Origin of the sequence: Salmonella sp. SAL04157 (assembly GCF_046551635.1) — a bacterium.
Lineage (GTDB): Bacteria > Pseudomonadota > Gammaproteobacteria > Enterobacterales > Enterobacteriaceae > Salmonella > Salmonella enterica.
Genome location: NZ_JBGDVS010000008.1, coordinates 95545 through 117585 on the forward strand (window position 1 = coordinate 95545; position 22041 = coordinate 117585).

Here is a 22041-nt window from a genome sequence, read left to right on the forward strand (position 1 = left end):
TATGCACGAGAATCAACAACCACAAACCGAGGCTTTTGAGCTGAGTGCGGCAGAGCGTGAAGCGATAGAGCACGAGAAGCACCACTACGAAGACCCGCGTGCGGCGTCCATTGAAGCGCTGAAAATCGTTCAGAAGCAGCGTGGCTGGGTGCCGGACGGCGCGATCTACGCTATTGCCGATGTGCTGGGTATTCCGGCGAGCGACGTCGAAGGCGTCGCCACATTCTACAGCCAGATCTTCCGTCAGCCGGTCGGTCGCCACGTGATTCGCTACTGCGACAGCGTGGTGTGCCATATCACCGGCTATCAGGGGATTCAGGCCGCGCTGGAAAAAAATCTCAACATCAAACCGGGGCAGACGACCTTTGATGGTCGCTTTACGCTGCTGCCGACCTGCTGCCTGGGGAATTGCGATAAAGGGCCGAACATGATGATTGATGAGGATACTCACAGCCATCTGACCCCGGAAGCCATTCCTGAACTACTGGAGCGGTATAAATGAAAAACGTTATCCGTACTCCCGAAACCCACCCGCTGACCTGGCGTCTGCGCGATGACAAACAGCCGGTCTGGCTGGATGAATATCGTAGCAAAAACGGCTACGAAGGCGCGCGTAAGGCGCTGACCGGCCTGTCTCCGGATGAAATCGTCAGCCAGGTAAAAGACGCCGGTCTGAAAGGGCGCGGCGGCGCGGGCTTTTCCACCGGTCTGAAGTGGAGCCTGATGCCGAAAGATGAATCCATGAACATCCGTTACCTGCTGTGTAACGCCGATGAAATGGAGCCGGGCACCTATAAAGACCGTCTGCTGATGGAACAGCTGCCGCACCTGCTGGTGGAAGGTATGCTGATCTCCGCGTTCGCGCTGAAAGCGTATCGTGGTTACATCTTCCTGCGCGGCGAATATATCGAAGCGGCTGTACATCTGCGCCGTGCGATTGCTGAAGCAACCGAGGCCGGGCTGCTTGGCAAAAATATCATGGGCACCGGGTTCGACTTTGAACTGTTTGTCCACACCGGGGCAGGGCGTTACATCTGTGGTGAAGAAACGGCGCTGATTAACTCCCTCGAAGGCCGCCGCGCGAACCCACGCTCCAAGCCGCCCTTCCCTGCGACCTCCGGCGTATGGGGCAAACCGACCTGTGTGAATAACGTCGAAACGTTGTGCAACGTCCCGGCAATCCTCGCCAACGGCGTGGAGTGGTACCAGAACATTTCGAAAAGCAAAGATGCGGGTACCAAGCTGATGGGCTTCTCAGGCCGCGTGAAGAATCCGGGCCTGTGGGAATTACCGTTCGGCACCACCGCGCGCGAGATCCTCGAAGACTACGCGGGCGGTATGCGCGATGGCCTGAAATTCAAAGCCTGGCAACCGGGCGGGGCGGGAACCGACTTCCTGACCGAGGCGCATCTTGACCTGCCGATGGAGTTCGAAAGCATCGGTAAAGCAGGCAGCCGTCTGGGCACCGCGCTGGCGATGGCGGTAGACCACGAAATCGGCATGGTATCGCTGGTGCGTAACCTGGAAGAGTTCTTTGCCCGCGAATCCTGCGGCTGGTGTACGCCATGCCGCGACGGGTTGCCGTGGAGCGTGAAAATTCTACGCGCGCTGGAGCGTGGCGAAGGCCAGCCGGGGGATATCGAGACACTTGAGCAACTGTGTCGTTTCCTCGGACCGGGTAAAACCTTCTGCGCGCATGCGCCGGGCGCGGTTGAGCCACTGCAAAGCGCAATTAAGTATTTCCGCGAAGAATTCGAAGCTGGCATCAAGCAGCCGTTCAGCAATACCCATTTAATCAATGGTATTCAGCCGAACCTGCTCAAAGAGCGCTGGTGAGTTAACGATTTTTAATTTGGAAGCATGCTAATGGCTACGATTCATGTAGACGGCAAAGAATACGAGGTCAACGGCGCGGACAACCTGCTACAGGCATGTCTGTCCCTGGGCCTTGATATTCCGTATTTTTGCTGGCACCCGGCGCTGGGAAGCGTCGGTGCTTGCCGCCAGTGTGCGGTGAAGCAATACCAAAACGCGGAAGATACGCGTGGTCGCCTGGTGATGTCCTGTATGACGCCAGCCACCGACGGTACCTTTATCTCTATTGACGACGAAGAAGCGAAACAGTTCCGTGAAAGCGTGGTGGAGTGGCTGATGACTAACCACCCGCACGACTGTCCGGTTTGTGAAGAGGGCGGTAACTGCCATCTTCAGGATATGACCGTGATGACGGGTCACAGTTTCCGTCGCTACCGTTTCACCAAACGTACCCACCGCAACCAGGATCTGGGGCCGTTCATCTCTCACGAAATGAACCGCTGCATCGCCTGCTACCGTTGTGTGCGTTACTACAAAGATTATGCCGACGGCACCGATCTGGGCGTCTATGGCGCGCATGACAACGTCTACTTCGGGCGTCCGGAAGACGGTACGCTGGAAAGCGAATTCTCCGGTAACCTGGTCGAGATTTGCCCGACCGGCGTCTTCACCGATAAAACGCACTCCGAGCGTTACAACCGTAAATGGGACATGCAGTTTGCGCCGAGCATCTGCCAGCAGTGTTCCATCGGCTGTAACATCAGCCCGGGCGAGCGCTATGGCGAATTACGCCGTATCGAAAACCGTTACAACGGTACCGTTAACCACTACTTCCTCTGCGACCGCGGTCGTTTCGGCTATGGCTATGTGAACCTGAAAGACCGTCCGCGTCAGCCGGTTCAGCGCCGTGGCGATGACTTTATTACTCTCAACGCCGAGCAGGCGATGCAGGGCGCGGCGGATATTCTGCGCCAGTCGAAGAAAGTGATCGGTATCGGTTCGCCACGCGCCAGCATTGAGAGCAACTTTGCGCTGCGTGAGCTGGTTGGTGCGGAAAACTTCTACACCGGTATCGCGCGCGGCGAGCAGGAACGTCTGCAACTGGCGCTGAAAGTGTTGCGTGAAGGCGGAATTTACACCCCGGCGCTGCGGGAAATCGAATCTTATGACGCGGTACTGGTATTGGGCGAAGACGTTACCCAGACCGGCGCGCGCGTTGCGCTGGCGGTACGCCAGGCGGTGAAAGGTAAAGCGCGTGAAATGGCGGCGGCGCAGAAAGTAGCCGACTGGCAGATTGCGGCCATCCTTAACATCGGCCAGCGTGCCAAACATCCGCTGTTCGTGACCAACGTGGACGGCACCCGTCTGGATGATATCGCCGCCTGGACCTATCGCGCGCCGGTGGAAGATCAGGCGCGCCTGGGCTTTGCGATTGCTCATGCGCTGGACAATACAGCGCCTGCGGTTGACGGTATCGACAGCGACTTACAAAACAAAATTGATGTCATTGTGCAGGCGTTGGCCGGCGCGAAAAAACCGCTGATTATCTCCGGCACTAACGCCGGTAGCAGTGAGGTGATTCAGGCGGCCGCCAACGTGGCGAAAGCGCTGAAAGGCCGTGGCGCCGACGTCGGTATTACTATGATTGCTCGTTCCGTGAACAGCATGGGGCTGGGTATGATGGGCGGCGGTTCGCTTGATGATGCGTTGGGCGAGCTGGAAACCGGCAGTGCGGACGCGGTGGTGGTGCTGGAAAACGATCTCCACCGTCATGCAAGCGCTACGCGCGTGAACGCTGCGCTCGCCAAAGCGCCGCTGGTGATGGTGGTTGACCATCAGCGCACGGCGATTATGGAAAACGCGCATCTGGTGCTTTCCGCGGCAAGCTTCGCCGAAAGCGATGGTACGGTCATCAACAACGAAGGCCGCGCGCAGCGCTTCTTCCAGGTTTATGACCCGGCCTACTACGATAACAAGACGATTATGCTGGAAAGCTGGCGCTGGCTGCATTCGCTGCACAGCACCGTCGAAAACCGCGAAGTGGACTGGACACAGCTTGACCATGTGATCGACGCGGTCATTGCCGCCATGCCGCAATTTGCCGGCATTAAAGACGCCGCGCCGGATGCGACCTTCCGCATTCGTGGGCAGAAGCTGGCGCGCGAACCGCATCGTTACAGTGGCCGTACGGCGATGCGCGCCAATATCAGCGTGCATGAACCACGTCAGCCGCAGGATAAAGACACCATGTTCGCCTTCTCAATGGAAGGGAATAACCAACCGACTGCCCCGCGATCTGAAATTCCGTTCGCCTGGGCACCGGGCTGGAACTCCCCGCAGGCGTGGAACAAATTCCAGGATGAAGTGGGCGGCAAACTGCGTCACGGCGATCCGGGCGTGCGTTTGATTGAAGCGACTGAGGGCGGTCTGGATTATTTCACTACCGTGCCGGCAAGCTTCCAGGCGCAGGACGGTCAGTGGCGTATTGCGCCGTATTACCACCTGTTTGGCAGCGACGAATTGTCTCAGCGTTCTCCGGTCTTCCAGAGCCGTATGCCGCAGCCGTATATCAAACTTAACCCGGCGGATGCCGCGAAGTTGGGTGTCAATGCCGGGACGCGCGTCTCCTTTAGCTACGATGGCAATACGGTGACGCTGCCGGTTGAAATCTCTGAAGGGTTAGCGGCAGGGCAGGTAGGGCTGCCGATGGGTATGCCTGGCATCGCGCCGGTTCTGGCTGGCGCGCGTCTTGAGGATCTGCGGGAGGCGCAACAATGAGTTGGATTACACCGGATCTGATTGAGATCCTGCTGAGCATTCTCAAAGCGGTGGTGATTCTGCTGGTGGTCGTCACCTGCGGGGCCTTCATGAGCTTTGGCGAACGTCGTCTGCTGGGTCTGTTCCAGAACCGTTATGGACCAAACCGCGTTGGCTGGGGCGGCTCGCTCCAGCTGGTCGCGGACATGATCAAGATGTTCTTTAAAGAAGACTGGATCCCGAAATTCTCGGATCGCGTCATCTTTACCCTGGCGCCGATGATCGCGTTTACTTCGCTGCTGCTCTCCTTCGCCATTGTGCCGGTTAGCCCTAATTGGGTGGTGGCCGATTTAAACATCGGGATTCTGTTCTTCCTGATGATGGCCGGTCTGGCGGTTTACGCGGTGCTGTTCGCCGGTTGGTCGAGCAACAACAAATACTCGCTGCTGGGCGCGATGCGTGCGTCTGCCCAGACGGTGAGCTACGAAGTGTTTCTTGGTCTTTCCCTGATGGGCGTGGTGGCGCAGGCCGGTTCATTTAATATGACCGATATCGTCAATAACCAGGCGCATCTGTGGAACGTGATTCCGCAATTCTTTGGGTTTGTTACTTTCGCCATCGCGGGCGTAGCGGTCTGTCACCGTCACCCGTTTGACCAGCCGGAAGCCGAGCAGGAACTGGCGGACGGTTACCACATCGAATATTCCGGTATGAAATTCGGTCTGTTCTTTGTGGGGGAGTACATCGGCATCGTCACCGTTTCCGCGCTGATGGTAACGTTGTTCTTCGGTGGCTGGCATGGCCCGTTCTTACCGCCATTCGTCTGGTTCGCGCTGAAAACCGCGTTCTTCATGATGATGTTCATTTTGATTCGTGCGTCGTTACCGCGTCCGCGTTATGACCAGGTAATGTCCTTCGGCTGGAAAGTTTGCCTGCCGCTGACGCTCATCAACTTGCTGGTAACGGCGGCTGTCATTCTGTGGCAGGCGCAATAAGGGACACAAAGACCATGACCTTAAAAGAATTATTAGTAGGTTTCGGCACTCAGGTACGTAGTATCTGGATGATCGGCCTGCATGCGTTCGCCAAACGCGAAACGCGGATGTATCCGGAAGAGCCGGTCTATTTACCGCCCCGTTACCGTGGCCGTATCGTGCTCACGCGCGACCCGGACGGTGAAGAGCGCTGCGTTGCCTGTAACCTGTGTGCGGTAGCCTGTCCGGTAGGCTGTATCTCTCTGCAAAAAGCGGAGACCAAAGATGGCCGCTGGTATCCGGAATTTTTCCGCATTAACTTCTCACGCTGCATCTTCTGCGGCCTGTGCGAAGAAGCGTGCCCGACCACGGCGATTCAGTTGACCCCGGACTTCGAACTGGGCGAATACAAACGTCAGGATCTGGTGTACGAAAAAGAGGATCTGCTGATTTCCGGTCCGGGCAAATACCCGGAATATAACTTCTACCGGATGGCGGGTATGGCAATCGACGGCAAAGATAAAGGCGAAGCAGAGAACGAAGCCAAGCCTATCGACGTCAAGAGCCTGTTACCGTAAGGAGAGGGCAATGGAATTCGCTTTTTATATCTGTGGCCTGATAGCCATCCTCGCGACCCTGCGAGTGATCACCCATACCAATCCGGTACACGCGCTGTTGTATCTGGTGATATCGCTACTGGCGATTTCCGGGGTGTTCTTTTCGCTGGGCGCTTATTTTGCCGGTGCGCTGGAAATTATCGTCTACGCAGGCGCCATCATGGTGCTGTTTGTGTTCGTGGTGATGATGCTCAACCTCGGCGGCAGCGAAATTGAACAGGAACGCCAGTGGCTGAAGCCGCAGGTGTGGATTGGTCCGGCGGTTTTGTCGGCCATTATGCTGGCGGTCATTGTGTACGCCATTCTGGGCGTTAACGACCAGGGCATCGACGGCACGCCGATTAGCGCGAAAGCGGTGGGCATTACGCTGTTCGGGCCTTATGTTCTGGCGGTCGAACTGGCATCTATGCTGCTGCTGGCAGGCCTGGTGGTGGCGTTCCACGTCGGTCGTGAAGAGCGTGCGGGCGAAGTGCTAAGCAACCGCGCCGATGACCGCGTGAAAAGAAAAACGGAGGAGCGCGCATGATCCCCTTAACACATGGACTGATCCTCGCTGCGATTTTATTCGTCCTGGGTTTAACCGGTCTGGTTATCCGCCGCAATCTGCTGTTTATGCTGATTGGGCTGGAAATCATGATTAACGCCTCCGCGCTGGCTTTTGTGGTCGCCGGGAGCTACTGGGGCCAGACCGATGGTCAGGTGATGTACATTCTCGCCATCAGCCTTGCGGCTGCGGAAGCGAGTATTGGACTTGCGCTGTTGCTGCAACTCCATCGCCGTCGCCAGAACCTGAACATCGATTCAGTAAGTGAGATGCGTGGATGAACATGCTTGCCTTAACCATTATTCTGCCATTGATTGGCTTTGTACTGCTGGCGTTCTCTCGCGGACGCTGGTCGGAAAATCTCTCCGCGACCATTGGCGTGGGCTCCGTTGGTCTGGCGGCGTTGGTGACAGCGTTTGTCGGGATGGATTTCTTCGCCAACGGCAAACAGGCGTTCAGCCAGCCGCTGTGGACGTGGATGTCGGTCGGTAACTTCAACATCGGTTTTAACCTGGTGCTGGACGGCCTGTCGCTGACCATGCTCTCTGTGGTCACCGGCGTCGGCTTCCTGATCCACATGTTCGCGTCCTGGTACATGCGTGGAGAAGAGGGTTACTCCCGCTTCTTCGCTTATACCAACCTGTTTATCGCCAGCATGGTTGTTCTGGTGCTGTCCGATAACCTGCTGTTGATGTACCTCGGCTGGGAAGGCGTGGGCCTGTGCTCTTATCTGTTGATCGGCTTCTATTACAGCGATCCGAAGAATGGCGCAGCGGCAATGAAAGCCTTCGTGGTGACCCGTGTCGGTGACGTATTCCTCGCCTTCGCGCTGTTCATCCTCTACAACGAACTGGGCACGCTGAACTTCCGCGAAATGGTCGAGCTGGCGCCAGCGCACTTTGCTGACGGCAACAACATGCTGATGTGGGCGACGCTGATGCTGCTGGGCGGCGCGGTCGGTAAATCTGCGCAGCTTCCGTTGCAGACCTGGCTTGCCGACGCGATGGCCGGCCCGACGCCGGTCTCCGCGCTGATCCACGCCGCTACCATGGTGACCGCCGGTGTCTACCTGATCGCTCGTACCCATGGTTTGTTCCTGATGACCCCGGAGATTCTGCATCTGGTGGGCATTATCGGGGCGATTACGTTGGTCATGGCGGGTTTCGCCGCGCTGGTGCAGACCGACATCAAACGCGTGCTGGCCTATTCCACCATGAGCCAGATTGGCTACATGTTCCTGGCGCTCGGCGTACAGGCGTGGGATGCGGCGATTTTCCACCTGATGACGCACGCCTTCTTTAAAGCGCTGCTGTTCCTGGCGTCCGGCTCGGTCATTCTGGCCTGCCATCACGAACAGAACATCTTTAAGATGGGCGGTCTGCGTAAGTCGATTCCACTGGTGTATGCCTGCTTCCTGGTGGGGGGCGCGGCGCTGTCGGCGCTGCCGCTGGTCACTGCGGGCTTCTTCAGTAAGGATGAGATCCTGGCTGGCGCGATGGCGAACGGTCATATCAATCTGATGGTGGCGGGCCTGGTCGGCGCGTTCATGACCTCCCTGTACACCTTCCGGATGATTTTCATCGTCTTCCACGGTAAAGAACAAATTCACGCTCATGCAGGGAAGGGGATTACCCACCATCTGCCGCTGATTGTCCTGATGATTCTGTCTACCTTTGTTGGCGCGCTGATTGTGCCGCCATTGCAGGGGGTGCTGCCGCAGACAACTGAACTGGCGCATGGTCGCGTCATGACGCTGGAAATTACCTCTGGCGTAGTGGCGATTGCCGGCATCCTGATTGCCGCATGGCTGTGGCTGGGTAAACGCACGCTGGTGACGTCGATCGCCAACAGCGCGCCGGGCCGTCTGCTGGGGACCTGGTGGTATAACGCCTGGGGCTTTGACTGGCTGTACGACAAAGTATTCGTCAAGCCATTCCTCGGTATCGCCTGGCTGCTGAAGCGCGACCCGCTTAATGCGTTGATGAACATTCCGGCTATCCTTTCCCGTTTTGCAGGCAAAGGCCTGGTACTGAGCGAGAACGGTTATTTGCGCTGGTATGTGGCATCCATGAGCATCGGCGCGGTTGTGGTGCTGGCGCTGCTGATGGCACTGCGTTGATCGTAAAGTGAATTTTATCCAAATTCGTTGAAAATCAGGCCTCTGTCAGAGGCCTTAAAAAGGAATAAAAATCGCCATGTTACTACCCTGGCTAATATTGATTCCCTTTATCGGCGGCTTTCTGTGCTGGCAGACCGAACGCTTTGGCGTGAAGGTGCCGCGCTGGATAGCGCTGATTACCATGGGGCTGACGCTGGCGCTCGGTCTGCAATTGTGGTTGCAGGGCGGCTACTCACTGACGCAATCCGCCGGTATTCCACAGTGGCAATCTGAATTTGTCCTGCCGTGGATCCCGCGTTTTGGCATCTCTATCCATCTGGCGCTCGACGGACTGTCGCTGCTAATGGTGGTGCTGACCGGCCTGCTCGGCGTTCTGGCGGTGCTTTGCTCCTGGCGAGAAATCGAAAAATATCAGGGCTTCTTCCACCTGAACCTGATGTGGATCTTAGGCGGCGTTATCGGCGTGTTCCTGGCCATCGACATGTTCCTGTTCTTCTTCTTCTGGGAAATGATGCTGGTGCCGATGTACTTCCTGATAGCGCTGTGGGGGCATAAAGCTTCTGACGGGAAAACGCGTATCACGGCGGCAACCAAGTTCTTCATTTATACCCAGGCGAGTGGTCTGGTGATGTTGATTGCCATCCTGGCGCTGGTCTTTGTGCACTACAACGCGACCGGCGTGTGGACCTTCAACTATGAAGAGCTGCTGAACACGCCGATGTCCCACGGTGTGGAATATCTGCTGATGCTGGGCTTCTTCATCGCCTTCGCGGTGAAAATGCCGGTGGTGCCGCTGCATGGCTGGCTGCCAGATGCGCACTCCCAGGCGCCGACCGCCGGTTCCGTCGACCTGGCCGGTATCTTGCTGAAAACCGCCGCTTACGGTCTGCTGCGTTTCTCCCTGCCATTGTTCCCGAACGCGTCGGCGGAGTTTGCGCCGATCGCCATGTGGCTGGGCGTTATCGGCATTTTCTACGGCGCGTGGATGGCCTTTACCCAATACGACATCAAGCGCCTGATTGCCTATACCTCCGTTTCGCATATGGGCTTCGTGCTGATCGCTATCTACACCGGTAGCCAACTGGCGTACCAGGGCGCGGTGATTCAGATGATTGCGCACGGTTTGTCCGCAGCCGGTCTGTTCATTCTGTGTGGCCAGTTGTACGAACGTCTGCATACGCGTGACATGCGTATGATGGGCGGCCTGTGGGGCAAGATGAAGTGGTTGCCTGCGCTGTCCATGTTCTTTGCGGTGGCGACGCTCGGTATGCCGGGCACCGGTAACTTTGTCGGCGAATTTATGATTCTGTTCGGCAGCTACCAGGTGGTGCCGGTGATTACCGTGATCTCCACCTTTGGGTTGGTATTCGCCTCTGTATACTCGCTGGCGATGCTGCATCGCGCTTACTTCGGTAAAGCGAAGAGCCAGATTGCCAGCCAGGAACTGCCAGGGATGTCGCTGCGCGAGCTGTTTATCATTCTGTTGCTGGTGGTGCTTCTGGTACTGCTTGGCTTCTATCCGCAGCCGATTCTGGATACCTCGCATTCTGCGATGAGCAACATCCAGCAGTGGTTTGTTAATTCCGTTACTACTACAAGGCCGTAAATCGCCATGACAATAACTCCACAACACCTGATTGCGCTGCTACCGCTGCTGATCGTCGGCTTGACGGTGGTGGTTGTGATGCTCTCCATTGCGTGGCGACGCAATCACTTCCTCAATGCCACGTTGTCGGTCATTGGGCTTAACGCTGCTCTGGTTTCGCTTTGGTTTGTCGGCCAGGCCGGGGCAATGGACGTCACGCCGCTGATGCGCGTTGACGGCTTTGCGATGCTCTACACCGGGCTGGTGCTGCTGGCGAGCCTCGCCACCTGTACCTTTGCCTACCCGTGGCTGGAAGGCTATAACGATAACCAGGAAGAGTTCTACCTGCTGGTGTTAATCGCCAGCCTGGGGGGAATTCTACTGGCGAACGCTAACCATCTGGCGGCGCTGTTCCTTGGTATTGAACTGATCTCGCTGCCGCTGTTCGGCCTGATTGGTTATGCTTTCCGCCAGAAGCGCTCGCTGGAAGCCAGTATCAAATACACCATCCTCTCCGCCGCCGCCTCGTCTTTCCTGCTGTTCGGGATGGCGCTGGTCTATGCGCAGTCCGGCAACCTGTCTTTCGAAGCGCTCGGTAAGAGCCTCGGCGATGGTATGCTGCACGAGCCGTTGCTGCTGGCGGGCTTTGGCCTGATGATTGTCGGTCTGGGCTTTAAACTCTCTCTGGTGCCGTTCCACCTGTGGACGCCAGACGTATACCAGGGGGCGCCTGCGCCGGTTTCCACCTTCCTGGCGACGGCGAGCAAAATCGCTATCTTCGGCGTGGTGATGCGTCTGTTCCTCTATGCGCCGGTAGGCGACAGCGAAGCGGTACGCGTGGTGCTGGGCATTATCGCCTTTGCCTCTATCATCTTCGGTAACCTGATGGCGCTGAGCCAGACCAACATCAAACGTCTGCTCGGTTACTCTTCTATCTCTCACCTCGGCTATCTGCTGGTGGCGCTGATTGCCCTGCAGAGCGGCGAGATGTCGATGGAAGCGGTTGGCGTTTACCTGGCCGGTTATCTGTTCAGCAGCCTCGGCGCGTTTGGCGTGGTCAGCCTGATGTCCAGCCCGTTCCGCGGCCCGGATGCGGATTCTCTGTACTCTTACCGTGGTCTGTTCTGGCACCGTCCGGTTCTTGCCGCAGTGATGACGGTGATGATGCTGTCGCTGGCAGGTATCCCGATGACGCTGGGCTTTATCGGCAAATTCTACGTGCTGGCGGTCGGCGTTCAGGCCAGTCTGTGGTGGCTGGTCGCCGCCGTGGTGGTGGGTTCCGCGATTGGTTTGTACTACTACCTGCGCGTTGCGGTGAGTCTCTACCTGCACGCGCCGCAGCAACCGGGACGCGACGCGCCGACAAACTGGCAGTACAGCGCAGGCGGGATCGTGGTGCTGATCTCCGCGTTGCTGGTGTTGGTACTGGGCGTCTGGCCGCAGCCGCTGATTAGCCTTGTGCAGTTAGCGACGCCGTTGATGTAAGCAATAAGTAAAAACGAAAAACCCGCTTCACGAAGCGGGTTTTTTATTATCTGATGTAATGCGTTGAAATAACTATGGATTGTAGGCCGGATAAGGCGCTTGCGCCGCCATCCGGCAGGTAAGGTCTCAGCGACCGGAATTTAACTTAGCAACTGCCGGCTTACCAACGGGCCGCTGACGTTTTGCGCCGCGCGCTCCATCACTTCCTGTATCACTGAAGAGAGTTCATTGATTTCAAATTTGGCGACGTAGCCGTCGGCCTTCACCTTACGCACATGATCTTCGTTGGCGCTGCCGGAAAGGGAAGAGTGAATAACGACCGGGATCTTTTTCAGCCGTTCATCGGTTTTAATTTTACGCGTTAACGTAAAGCCATCCATCTCCGGCATCTCAAGATCTGTCAGGACCAGCGCGATTTTCTCGCTAATTGGCTTACCTTCGGCCTCCGCTTCCTGCGCCAGTTGCTGGATTCTCTCCCATGCATCCTTGCCGGTCACATGCATCTGATGCGGAATTCCCATTGCGTTCAGCCCTTTTTCCAGCATCGCGCGGGCGACTTTGGAGTCTTCCGCCACAATGGCTACCGCGCCTGGGGTAATATAAAATTTATTGGTCTTCAGATTGGTGGCGCGCAGATCGTGGCTGGAGGGGACAATATCATAAAGGATCTGCTCAACGTCGAGCACCAGCGCCAGGTTGTTGGTTTCTTTGTTGTCATCCAGGCAGGCAATACTGGTGATGTAGCGACCGTTGACGGCTTTCTCGGCGGTATGCACCTGCTGCCAGTCAAGACGCATAATATTTTCCACCGACTCGACGGCAAATGCCTGTACGCTGCGCGCATATTCGGTGATCAGCAAAATGTTCAGCCCGGTTTCCGGCTTGCAGCCCGCTACCGCTGGCAAATCAATCACCGGAATGACCTGATCCCGAATATTGACCATGCCCAATAGCGGCGCTTTCATGCCTGCCGGGCGCGTAAAGGCGGGCATCGGTACGATTTCGCGCAGCTTAAATACATTGATGCCGAACAGCTCTGACTTCTGTTCATGCAGCGATGTACCAAGACGGAATAACAGCAGCTCAAAACGGTTTGACAGGGTTAAATTCGCCCTGTCATCAATATCTTTCTGAAAATTGTCCATCCTCACCTCATTATGAAAGCCTGCCTTTTTTAGTGTTATCGGCAATGAGGACAAAAAATGGAGCGCTAAACCGGGAAAACAGAAAAATCGTAAGCCAGTTCCGTCGCCGGGAAAATAGCGCGGCATTCCGCCAGTAAGCGCTGACAGCCTTTATCGTCATAGCGTGAGCTAATATGGGTCATGATCAGCCGACCGACGTCAGCTTCCCGCGCCAGCGTCGCGGTTTGACGGGTGGAGCTGTGTCCGCGAGCGTTGGCTTTCTCCTCCATTGACGCATCCAGCGTGGTTTCATGTACCATCACATCCACGCCTTGCGCCAGCGCGAGGGCGGCCTCGCAGGGCGCGGTATCGCCGAAAATCGCCACTGATTTCCCGGCCACGGCGGGAGCAAGGTAGTCGGCGCCATTGATCTGCCTTCCATCGGCAAGCATGACGGTTTTTCCTGCCTTCAACGCCTGAAACAGCGGGCCGGGCGTAACGCCTGCGGCTTTTAACGCCCTGGCATTCAGCGCGCCAGGCTTGTCATGTTCAACAACGCGATATCCGTAGCACTCCAGTGGATGCTCCAGCCTGAACGCGGTCACTTTTCGCAGACCGTCGTCAAGAATATCGCCTGCGCTAATTTCTTCAATTTGCAACGGAAAATCGGTCCATGAACCGCTAAGGCGCAGTGTGGTTGCAATAAACTCACGCACGCCTTGAGGCCCGTATACGGTTAGCGGATGAGGATTCCCCGCCATCGACCGGCTGCATAGCAGACCCGGCAGGCCAAACAGATGATCTCCGTGAAGATGGCTGATAAAAATGCGCTCAAGCTTACCGGGATGAAACGCGGTATCAAGCATTTGATGCTGTGTCCCTTCGCCGCAATCAAAAAGCCATACTCCCGGCTGCGTTGGATGTTGCAGATGTAATAAAATTGCCGTTACATTGCGTGAGCGCGTGGGAACGCCTGCGGACGTACCTAAAAAAATTAATTCCATCTTGTCCATACACGTTTGGTTATCGTTTAACCCAAGATTACCACAACACAGGAGCGCATCATGATTGACTGGCAGGATCTCCACCATAGCGAACTTACCGTTCCTCAACTTTACGCGTTACTCAAATTGCGCTGCGCGGTCTTTGTGGTAGAACAGCGCTGTCCTTACCTGGATGTGGATGGCGATGATTTAGTCGGCGACAATCGGCATATTCTGGGCTGGCGTCAGGATGAGCTGGTGGCGTATGCGAGGATTCTGAAAAGCGATAACGAATCAGACCCGGTTGTCATTGGCCGGGTGATCGTCAGCGATGCCTGGCGAGGGGCGAAACTGGGCCAGCAATTAATGGCGAAAACGCTGGAATCTTGTGGGCGGCACTGGCCGGATAAGCCGCTATATCTGGGGGCGCAGGCGCATCTGCAACCTTTTTATGCGCGGTTTGGTTTTATTCCGGTCACCGATGTTTATGACGAAGATGGCATTCCGCACCGGGGAATGGCGCGGGAGGTTCATCAGGCATAAACCGAAACCGTTGACTATAGTTAGGAGCAGGTGTTAACACAACGGAGAATGAGAATGTCATATCAATTTGGTGAATCACGTGTTGATGATGATCTGACTTTGCTCAGCGAAACGCTGGAAGAGGTTTTACGTTCCTCAGGCGATCCCGCCGATCAAAAATACATTGAGCTGAAAGCCCGCGCGGAACAAGCGCTGGAAGAGGTGAAAAACCGCGTAAGCCACGCGTCGGATAGCTATTATTACCGGGCAAAGCAGGCCGTTTATAAAGCGGATGACTACGTTCATGAAAAACCCTGGCAGGGTATTGGCGTAGGCGCGGCGGTAGGACTGGTACTTGGACTGCTGCTGGCGCGGCGCTAAATCCCTCCCACTGAACAGAATTGCAACCCTCCCTAAATGAGGTACTGCTTTTTTAGGGCAGTACCCCGTATAATGTGGGGTTTTTAACAGGGAGGGTCCGCGTGCATTCTATTACTACTGCGCTGGAAAATCTGACGCGTCAGCTATCGCAAGAGATACCGGCGACGCCAGGGCTTTGCGTTTTCGATGCGCCTTTCCCTTTAAACGATGCCTTCGATGCATTGAGCTGGCTGGCCAGCCAGTCATCCTTTCCGCAATTCTACTGGCAACAGCGCAATGGCGACGAAGAAGCTGCCGTTCTCGGGGCAATCACCGTCTTTTCATCGCTCGATCTGGCGCAACAGTTTTTACGTCAGCACGCGCAGCCTGACCTGCGTATTTGGGGGCTGAATGCGTTCGAGCCGAAAGAGGGCTACTTATTGCTGCCGCGGCTGGAGTGGCGACGTAGCGGTGGTACGGCGACCTTACGCTTACATCTGCACAGTGACGTTTCGCTACGCGATGATGCGCGCCAGGCGAAAGCGTTTCTCGCTTCTCTGGTCGGTATTAAGCCTGTTCCGGCGCTGCGCCTTTCGCTCACGAGCGAACAGCACTGGCCGGACAAAGACGGTTGGGTGAAGCTGATTCAGCAGGCCACCCACACCATTGCGCAAGAGGCGTTTGATAAAGTTGTGCTGGCGCGGGCCACCGACTTACAATTCTCCCGTCCGGTCAATGCCGCCGCGATGATGGCGTCCAGTCGTCGTTTAAATCTCAACTGCTACCACTTTTTTATGGCCTTTTCCGCCGATACCGCCTTTCTGGGATCATCGCCGGAGCGGCTCTGGCGGCGGCGTGAAACGGCGCTACGTACCGAAGCGCTGGCCGGGACGGTGGCGAACCATCCGGATAACCATAAAGCCTGGCAGCTTGGCGAATGGTTAATGAAAGACGATAAAAACCAGCGAGAAAATATGCTGGTTGTCGAAGACATCTGCCAGCGACTGCAAAACTGCACCCACTCGCTGGATGTGCTGCCGCCGCAGGTGCTCAGACTGCGCAAGGTACAGCATTTGCGCCGCTGTATCTGGACGGCGCTTAATCAGGCGGACGACACGCTCTGCCTGCACCAGTTACAGCCTACCGCAGCGGTCGCGGGGATCCCTCGTGAACCCGCGCGTTGTTTTATAGAACAACATGAGCCGTTCGAACGTGAATGGTATGCCGGGTCGGCAGGCTATCTCTCCACGCGGCAAAGTGAGTTTTGCGTGACGTTACGTTCAGCCAAAGTGACGGCCAATGTGGTGCGATTGTATGCCGGCGCGGGAATCGTCCGCGGCTCCGATCCGGAACAGGAATGGCAGGAAATAGATAATAAAGCGGCCGGGTTACGTACCTTATTGCAGATGGATGTGTAATGAGTCACATATTCCCGACCCATATCAATAATCCATTTTTGCAGCTCTTTATACTTAGTCCCAATGATTGATACCGGACAAACTCATGTCAGTAAGTGCATTTAACCGGCGCTGGGCGGCGGTCATCCTGGAAGCCTTAACCCGTCATGGCGTCAGGCATGTTTGTATCGCCCCTGGTTCCCGTTCCACGCCGCTCACGTTGGCGGCGGCAGAGAATCCTGCTTTTATCCACCATACGCACTTTGATGAGCGTGGGCTTGGTCATCTGGCGTTAGGGCTGGCGAAAGTCAGCCAACAGCCGGTTGCCGTTATTGTCACTTCAGGTACTGCCGTGGCGAACCTCTATCCGGCGTTGATTGAGGCGGGTCTGACGGGCGAGAAGCTCATTTTACTTACCGCCGATCGCCCGCCGGAGCTGATTGACTGCGGCGCCAACCAGGCGATCCGTCAGGCGGGGATGTTTGCCTCGCACCCCTCCCAAACTCTGTCGTTGCCGCGTCCCACGCAGGATATTCCGGCGCGCTGGCTGGTGTCGACCATCGACAATGCGCTCGCCATGCTTCATGCGGGCGCGCTGCACATTAACTGTCCTTTTGCCGAACCGCTGTATGGCGATATGAATGATACCGGTCTGGTCTGGCAGCAGCGTCTCGGCGACTGGTGGCAGGATGAAAAACCCTGGCTGCGCGAAGCGCGTCGACTGGAAAGCGACAAACAGTGCGACTGGTTCTTCTGGCGACAAAAACGCGGCGTCGTCGTCGCCGGGCGTATGAGCGCGGAAGAAGGCAAAAAAGTGGCGCAGTGGGCGCAAACTCTGGGATGGCCATTAATTGGCGACGTATTGTCGCAAACCGGGCAGCCGCTGCCGTGCGCCGACCTGTGGCTCGGCAACGCCAAAGCGGTGACCGAACTGCAGCAGGCGCAGATTGTCGTCCAGCTTGGCAGTAGCCTTACCGGAAAACGCTTACTGCAATGGCAGGCAACCTGCGAGCCGGAAGAGTACTGGGTAATCGACAATATTGAAGGTCGTCTGGACCCGGCGCACCATCGTGGACGCAGACTGGTAGCGAAAATCGCCGACTGGCTGGAGATGCATCCGGCGGAAAAACGTAAACCGTGGTGTGTAGAGATCCCGCGTCTGGCGGAACTGGCGTGGCAACGGGTGGTCGCGCAGCGAGACACCTTTGGCGAAGCGCAGCTGGCGCACCGTATCCGTGACTATCTGCCGGAGCAGGGGCAATTGTTCGTGGGCAATAGTCTGGTGGTGCGTCTGATCGACGCGCTGTCGCAGTTGCCGGCTGGCTATCCGGTATACAGCAATCGCGGGGCGAGCGGCATTGACGGCCTGCTTTCCACAGCGGCGGGCGTGCAGCGCGCCAGCGCCAAATCGACGCTGGCTATCGTCGGCGATTTATCCGCGCTGTACGATCTTAACGCGCTGGCGTTACTACGTCAGGTATCCGCGCCGTTTGTGTTGATTGTGGTCAACAATAACGGCGGGCAGATCTTTTCCCTGCTGCCGACGCCGCAAAGCAAACGTGAGCGCTTTTATTTGATGCCGCAAAACGTCCATTTTGACCATGCGGCCGCCATGTTTAACCTGCGCTATCATCGCCCGGAAAACTGGGAAGAACTGGAGTCTGTGCTGGCTGGCGCGTGGCGAACCCCGGCGACAACGGTGATTGAGCTGGTGGTAAACGATACGAATGGCGCGCAGACGTTGCAGCAACTTTTGGCTCAGGTAAGCCATCTATGATGTTGCACGCGCAGCACATGCCCGGACAGCCTGGGGCGCCCTCGCTGGTTTTCCTGCACGGTTTTTCTGGCGATTGCCGCGAATGGCAGTCGGTTGGTGAACAGTTTCACGGCTGTTCGCGGCTTTATATTGACTTACCGGGACATGGCGGATCTACGGCTATTCCGGTCGGCGGCTTTGCCGATGTCATCAGATTACTGCGCGCTACGTTAATTAGTTACAACATACTAAAGTTTTGGTTGGTGGGATACTCTCTTGGCGGCCGGGTGGCGATGATGGCAGCCTGCCAGGGAATACCAGGCCTGTGCGGCCTGGTGGTCGAAGGCGGTCATCCGGGGCTGCAAAATGAACAGGCGCGCGCTGAAAGACGGTTGTCCGACGGGCGCTGGGCAGAGCGTTTTCGTCGTGAACCCCTGACTGAGGTTTTTCACGACTGGTATCAGCAGCCGGTGTTCGCCTCGCTGACGGCGCAGCAAAGGCAGGCGCTGACGGCGCTGCGTAGCCAGAATAACGGCGAAACGCTGGCTGCGATGCTGGAGGCGACATCGCTTGCCGCCCAGCCGGATTTACGCGAGGCGCTCAACGCGCTGGCATTTCCGTTTTATTATTTATGTGGCGAACGCGACAGCAAATTCCGCGCCCTGGCGCAGGAAGTGGCGGCGACATGCCATGTTATTCGTAACGCCGGACACAACGCGCATCGGGAAAACCCCGCTGGCGTGGTAGACAGTCTGGCTCAGATTCTGCGTCTCTGACTAAAGGACACACTATGATCTATCCTGATGAAACAATGCTTTACGCACCGGTAGAATGGCACGACTGCTCGGAGGGTTACACCGACATTCGTTATGAAAAATCCACCGACGGTATTGCAAAAATCACCATTAATCGTCCGCAGGTGCGCAATGCATTTCGTCCGTTGACCGTCAAAGAGATGATTCAGGCGCTGGCGGATGCCCGTTACGACGACAACGTGGGCGTGATTATTCTGACCGGCGAAGGCGATAAAGCGTTTTGCGCGGGCGGCGACCAGAAGGTGCGCGGCGATTACGGCGGTTATCAGGATGACTCCGGCGTGCATCACCTGAACGTGCTGGATTTCCAGCGCCAGATTCGCACCTGTCCAAAACCGGTTGTCGCGATGGTCGCGGGATATTCCATCGGCGGTGGACATGTGCTGCATATGATGTGTGACCTGACCATCGCGGCGGAAAACGCCATCTTCGGCCAGACCGGTCCGAAAGTTGGCTCCTTTGACGGCGGCTGGGGCGCTTCGTATATGGCGCGTATCGTTGGTCAGAAGAAAGCGCGTGAAATCTGGTTCCTGTGCCGCCAGTACGATGCGCAACAGGCGCTGGACATGGGGCTGGTTAACACTGTCGTTCCGCTGGCGGATCTGGAAAAAGAAACCGTGCGCTGGTGCCGCGAAATGTTGCAAAACAGTCCGATGGCGCTGCGTTGCCTGAAAGCGGCGCTGAATGCCGATTGTGACGGTCAGGCGGGTCTACAGGAGCTGGCGGGCAACGCTACCATGCTGTTCTACATGACCGAAGAAGGGCAGGAAGGCCGTAACGCCTTTAACCAGAAGCGTCAGCCTGACTTCAGCAAATTCAAACGGAACCCATAATGCGTAGCGCGCAGGTATACCGCTGGCAGATCCCCATGGACGCGGGGGTGGTTCTGCGCGACAGGCGGTTAAAAACTCGCGACGGGCTGTATGTTTGTCTGCGTGACGGCGAGCGTGAAGGGTGGGGAGAGATCTCTCCGCTGCCGGGGTTCAGTCAGGAAACGTGGGAAGAGGCGCAGACGGCGCTCCTGACATGGGTGAACGACTGGCTTCAGGGGAGCGAGGGATTACCGGAGATGCCTTCGGTCGCGTTTGGTGCAAGCTGCGCGCTGGCGGAACTGACTGGCGTCTTGCCGGAGGCGGCGGACTATCGCGCCGCGCCGTTATGCACTGGCGATCCTGACGATTTGGTGCTGCGGCTTGCCGATATGCCCGGTGAGAAAATCGCTAAGGTCAAAGTGGGTCTCTATGAAGCGGTACGCGACGGCATGGTGGTTAATTTGCTGCTGGAGGCGATCCCGGATCTGCATCTGCGTCTGGATGCGAATCGCGCCTGGACGCCGCTAAAAGCCCAACAGTTCGCAAAGTATGTTAATCCGGACTACCGCGCTCGTATCGCCTTTCTCGAAGAACCGTGTAAGACGCGGGATGATTCCCGCGCCTTTGCCCGTGAAACCGGCATCGCGATTGCCTGGGACGAAAGTCTGCGCGAAGCGGATTTCACCTTTGAAGCCGAAGAGGGCGTCAGGGCTGTGGTTATCAAACCTACGCTGACCGGATCGCTTGATAAAGTGCGTGAGCAAGTCGCTGCCGCCCATGCGTTGGGACTGACGGCGGTCATCAGCTCTTCGATCGAGTCCAGCCTCGGCCTGACGCAACTGGCGCGGATTGCCGCCTGGTTGACGCCGGGAACGCTGCCCGGACTGGATACCTTGCATCTGATGCAGGCGCAACAGGTTCGCCCCTGGCCCGGTAGCGCGTTGCCTTGTCTGAAGCGTGATGAGCTGGAACGACTGTTATGACATTCACGGACTGGCCGTGGCGCCACTGGCGTCAGGTTCGCAGTCAGGCGCCCGCTCTGCGCCTGAACGATGAAGTGCTAAGCTGGCGCGCCCTCTGTGAGCGTATTGATGCGCTGGCGGGCGGGTTTGCCGCGCAGGGCGTACGGGAGGGGGACGGTGTCCTGCTGCGCGCCGGGAATCAGCCGCGCACTCTGTTGGCATGGCTTGCGCTGATGCAGTGCGGCGCGCGGGTTCTGCCCGTCAACCCGCAGTTGCCCCAGACGTTGCTGGAGGCGCTGGTGCCGAAGTTAACGCTGCGTTTTGCGCTGACACTGGAAGGCGAAAACGTATTTTCCGGGTTAACCGCGTTGCAGATACAAAATAGCACAGCGGCGTATGCCGTGGCCTGGCAATCGCAGCGTCTGGTTTCCATGACGCTGACATCGGGTTCCACAGGATTGCCAAAAGCGGCTGTACATACGTGCCAGGCGCATCTTGCCAGCGCGCAGGGAGTGCTTTCGCTAATGCCGTTTGGCCCTCAGGATGACTGGCTGCTATCGCTGCCGCTGTTTCATGTATCCGGGCAGGGTATTATGTGGCGTTGGCTCTTCGCCGGGGCGCGCATGACGGTACGCGATAAGCAACCGCTGGAGCAGATGCTGGCAGGGTGTACTCATGCTTCGCTGGTGCCGACGCAGCTATGGCGGCTGCTGGCGAATCGGGCGGCGGTGACGCTGAAAGCCGTTTTGCTCGGCGGCGCGGTGATTCCGGTTGAACTCACCGACCAGGCCAGCAAACAAGGGATTCGTTGCTGGTGCGGGTATGGGCTCACGGAGTTCGCGTCTACGGTATGCGCCAAAGAGGCCGATGGTTCGGATGATGTTGGCGCGCCGCTCCCCGGAAGAGAGATCAGAATCGTCGATAATGAAGTCTGGCTGCGCGCCGCCAGTATGGCAGAAGGTTACTGGCGTGATGGCAAACTGATCCCGCTGGTTAATGACGAGGGCTGGTTTGCCACGCGCGATCGCGGCGAGCTGAACCACGGCAGGCTAACCATCGCCGGGCGGCTGGACAACCTGTTCTTTAGCGGCGGCGAAGGCATTCAGCCGGAGGAAGTCGAACGCGTTATTAACGCGCATCCGCTGGTGCAACAAGCCTTCGTCGTGCCGGTAGAAGATAAAGAGTTTGGTCATCGTCCCGTTGCGGTTGTGGAGTATGCATCGCAGGCCGGAGACGTGAACCTCGCTGAATGGGTCCGTGATAAGCTGGCGCGTTTTCAACAGCCGGTTCGCTGGTTGACGCTGCCGTCAGAACTGAAAAACGGAGGGATTAAAATATCTCGCCGTGCGCTCCAGCAGTGGGTGTGTGAGAGCTGTAAAAATTAATGTTAGGTTAATATACAACCATTCCATCG

At 57.1% G+C, this 22041-nt stretch carries 20 protein-coding genes; 18 read left to right on the plus strand and 2 right to left on the minus strand.

From position 1 onward, the window contains the following. Position 1: 1 nt before the first annotated feature. The 10 genes from nuoE to nuoN all read left to right on the plus strand — a co-directional run bounded on the left by nuoE (position 2) and on the right by nuoN (position 11896). Positions 2-502 (plus strand): NADH-quinone oxidoreductase subunit NuoE, encoded by a 501-nt coding sequence (nuoE, locus tag ACLJRE_RS17320; protein WP_000545038.1) that lies wholly within the window; start codon positions 2-4, stop codon positions 500-502. Continuing rightward, positions 499-1836: an NADH-quinone oxidoreductase subunit NuoF gene (nuoF, locus tag ACLJRE_RS17325; RefSeq protein WP_000800048.1), complete on the plus strand. Its 1338-nt coding sequence runs from the start codon at positions 499-501 to the stop codon at positions 1834-1836. The genes nuoE and nuoF overlap by 4 nt, the downstream gene beginning before the upstream one ends. Positions 1837-1866: 30 nt before the next feature. Further along, positions 1867-4593: an NADH-quinone oxidoreductase subunit NuoG gene (gene nuoG, locus ACLJRE_RS17330; protein ID WP_001528469.1), complete on the plus strand. Its 2727-nt coding sequence runs from the start codon at positions 1867-1869 to the stop codon at positions 4591-4593. Further along, the gene (gene nuoH / locus ACLJRE_RS17335; protein WP_000118515.1) at positions 4590-5567 is read left to right on the plus strand and encodes an NADH-quinone oxidoreductase subunit NuoH; all 978 of its coding nucleotides are present in this window, start codon (positions 4590-4592) and stop codon (positions 5565-5567) included. The genes nuoG and nuoH overlap by 4 nt, the downstream gene beginning before the upstream one ends. Positions 5568-5581: 14 nt before the next feature. Next, complete coding sequence (gene nuoI, locus ACLJRE_RS17340; RefSeq protein ID WP_000172747.1) at positions 5582-6124, plus strand: NADH-quinone oxidoreductase subunit NuoI; 543 nt, start codon at positions 5582-5584, stop codon at positions 6122-6124. Positions 6125-6134: 10 nt separating this feature from the next. Next, positions 6135-6689 carry an NADH-quinone oxidoreductase subunit J gene (nuoJ, locus tag ACLJRE_RS17345; protein ID WP_000393523.1) on the plus strand — a complete coding sequence of 185 codons (555 nt, stop codon included), beginning with the start codon at positions 6135-6137 and terminating at the stop codon, positions 6687-6689. After that, positions 6686-6988 carry an NADH-quinone oxidoreductase subunit NuoK gene (nuoK, locus tag ACLJRE_RS17350; RefSeq protein WP_000612687.1) on the plus strand — a complete coding sequence of 101 codons (303 nt, stop codon included), beginning with the start codon at positions 6686-6688 and terminating at the stop codon, positions 6986-6988. The genes nuoJ and nuoK overlap by 4 nt, the downstream gene beginning before the upstream one ends. Then, on the plus strand, positions 6985-8826 hold the full coding sequence (nuoL, locus tag ACLJRE_RS17355) for an NADH-quinone oxidoreductase subunit L (RefSeq protein ID WP_001056581.1): 1842 nt from the start codon (positions 6985-6987) through the stop codon (positions 8824-8826). Before nuoK ends, nuoL begins: the two co-directional genes overlap by 4 nt. A gap of 76 nt (positions 8827-8902) precedes the next feature. Then, the gene (gene nuoM / locus ACLJRE_RS17360) at positions 8903-10432 is read left to right on the plus strand and encodes an NADH-quinone oxidoreductase subunit M (protein ID WP_000926430.1); all 1530 of its coding nucleotides are present in this window, start codon (positions 8903-8905) and stop codon (positions 10430-10432) included. Positions 10433-10438: 6 nt separating this feature from the next. Then, positions 10439-11896: an NADH-quinone oxidoreductase subunit NuoN gene (gene nuoN, locus ACLJRE_RS17365; protein ID WP_000156669.1), complete on the plus strand. Its 1458-nt coding sequence runs from the start codon at positions 10439-10441 to the stop codon at positions 11894-11896. A gap of 140 nt (positions 11897-12036) precedes the next feature. Here the strand turns inward: nuoN and ACLJRE_RS17370 are convergent, their stop codons facing one another. Both ACLJRE_RS17370 and rbn read right to left on the minus strand, forming a co-directional pair. Continuing rightward, positions 12037-13041 carry a chemotaxis protein gene (locus ACLJRE_RS17370; protein WP_000368564.1) on the minus strand — a complete coding sequence of 335 codons (1005 nt, stop codon included), beginning with the start codon at positions 13039-13041 and terminating at the stop codon, positions 12037-12039. A gap of 65 nt (positions 13042-13106) precedes the next feature. Continuing rightward, the gene (gene rbn, locus ACLJRE_RS17375; RefSeq protein WP_053296625.1) at positions 13107-14024 is read right to left on the minus strand and encodes a ribonuclease BN; all 918 of its coding nucleotides are present in this window, start codon (positions 14022-14024) and stop codon (positions 13107-13109) included. A 60-nt stretch (positions 14025-14084) separates the two neighbouring features. On the opposite strand from rbn, the gene ACLJRE_RS17380 reads away from it, so the two are divergent. The 8 genes from ACLJRE_RS17380 (at position 14085) to menE (ending at position 22012) form a co-directional block, all read left to right on the plus strand. Then, on the plus strand, positions 14085-14546 hold the full coding sequence (locus ACLJRE_RS17380) for a GNAT family N-acetyltransferase (RefSeq protein ID WP_000568159.1): 462 nt from the start codon (positions 14085-14087) through the stop codon (positions 14544-14546). A gap of 54 nt (positions 14547-14600) precedes the next feature. Beyond that, entirely contained in the window at positions 14601-14906 is a 306-nt protein-coding gene (gene elaB / locus ACLJRE_RS17385) for a stress response protein ElaB (RefSeq protein ID WP_001522308.1), read from the plus strand. A 101-nt stretch (positions 14907-15007) separates the two neighbouring features. Continuing rightward, positions 15008-16303, plus strand: coding sequence for an isochorismate synthase MenF (gene menF / locus ACLJRE_RS17390; RefSeq protein ID WP_023136803.1), 1296 nt, complete (start codon positions 15008-15010; stop codon positions 16301-16303). 85 nt (positions 16304-16388) lie between these two features. Beyond that, positions 16389-18059 carry a 2-succinyl-5-enolpyruvyl-6-hydroxy-3-cyclohexene-1-carboxylic-acid synthase gene (gene menD / locus ACLJRE_RS17395; protein WP_001656745.1) on the plus strand — a complete coding sequence of 557 codons (1671 nt, stop codon included), beginning with the start codon at positions 16389-16391 and terminating at the stop codon, positions 18057-18059. Next, complete coding sequence (gene menH, locus ACLJRE_RS17400) at positions 18056-18814, plus strand: 2-succinyl-6-hydroxy-2,4-cyclohexadiene-1-carboxylate synthase (RefSeq protein ID WP_000979145.1); 759 nt, start codon at positions 18056-18058, stop codon at positions 18812-18814. The genes menD and menH overlap by 4 nt, the downstream gene beginning before the upstream one ends. 14 nt (positions 18815-18828) lie before the next feature. Then, positions 18829-19686, plus strand: coding sequence for a 1,4-dihydroxy-2-naphthoyl-CoA synthase (gene menB, locus ACLJRE_RS17405; protein ID WP_000640013.1), 858 nt, complete (start codon positions 18829-18831; stop codon positions 19684-19686). Then, positions 19686-20648, plus strand: coding sequence for an o-succinylbenzoate synthase (menC, locus tag ACLJRE_RS17410; protein ID WP_001255563.1), 963 nt, complete (start codon positions 19686-19688; stop codon positions 20646-20648). The genes menB and menC overlap by 1 nt, the downstream gene beginning before the upstream one ends. Further along, positions 20645-22012 carry an o-succinylbenzoate--CoA ligase gene (menE, locus tag ACLJRE_RS17415; protein ID WP_023197018.1) on the plus strand — a complete coding sequence of 456 codons (1368 nt, stop codon included), beginning with the start codon at positions 20645-20647 and terminating at the stop codon, positions 22010-22012. Before menC ends, menE begins: the two co-directional genes overlap by 4 nt. Positions 22013-22041 lie beyond the last annotated feature (29 nt).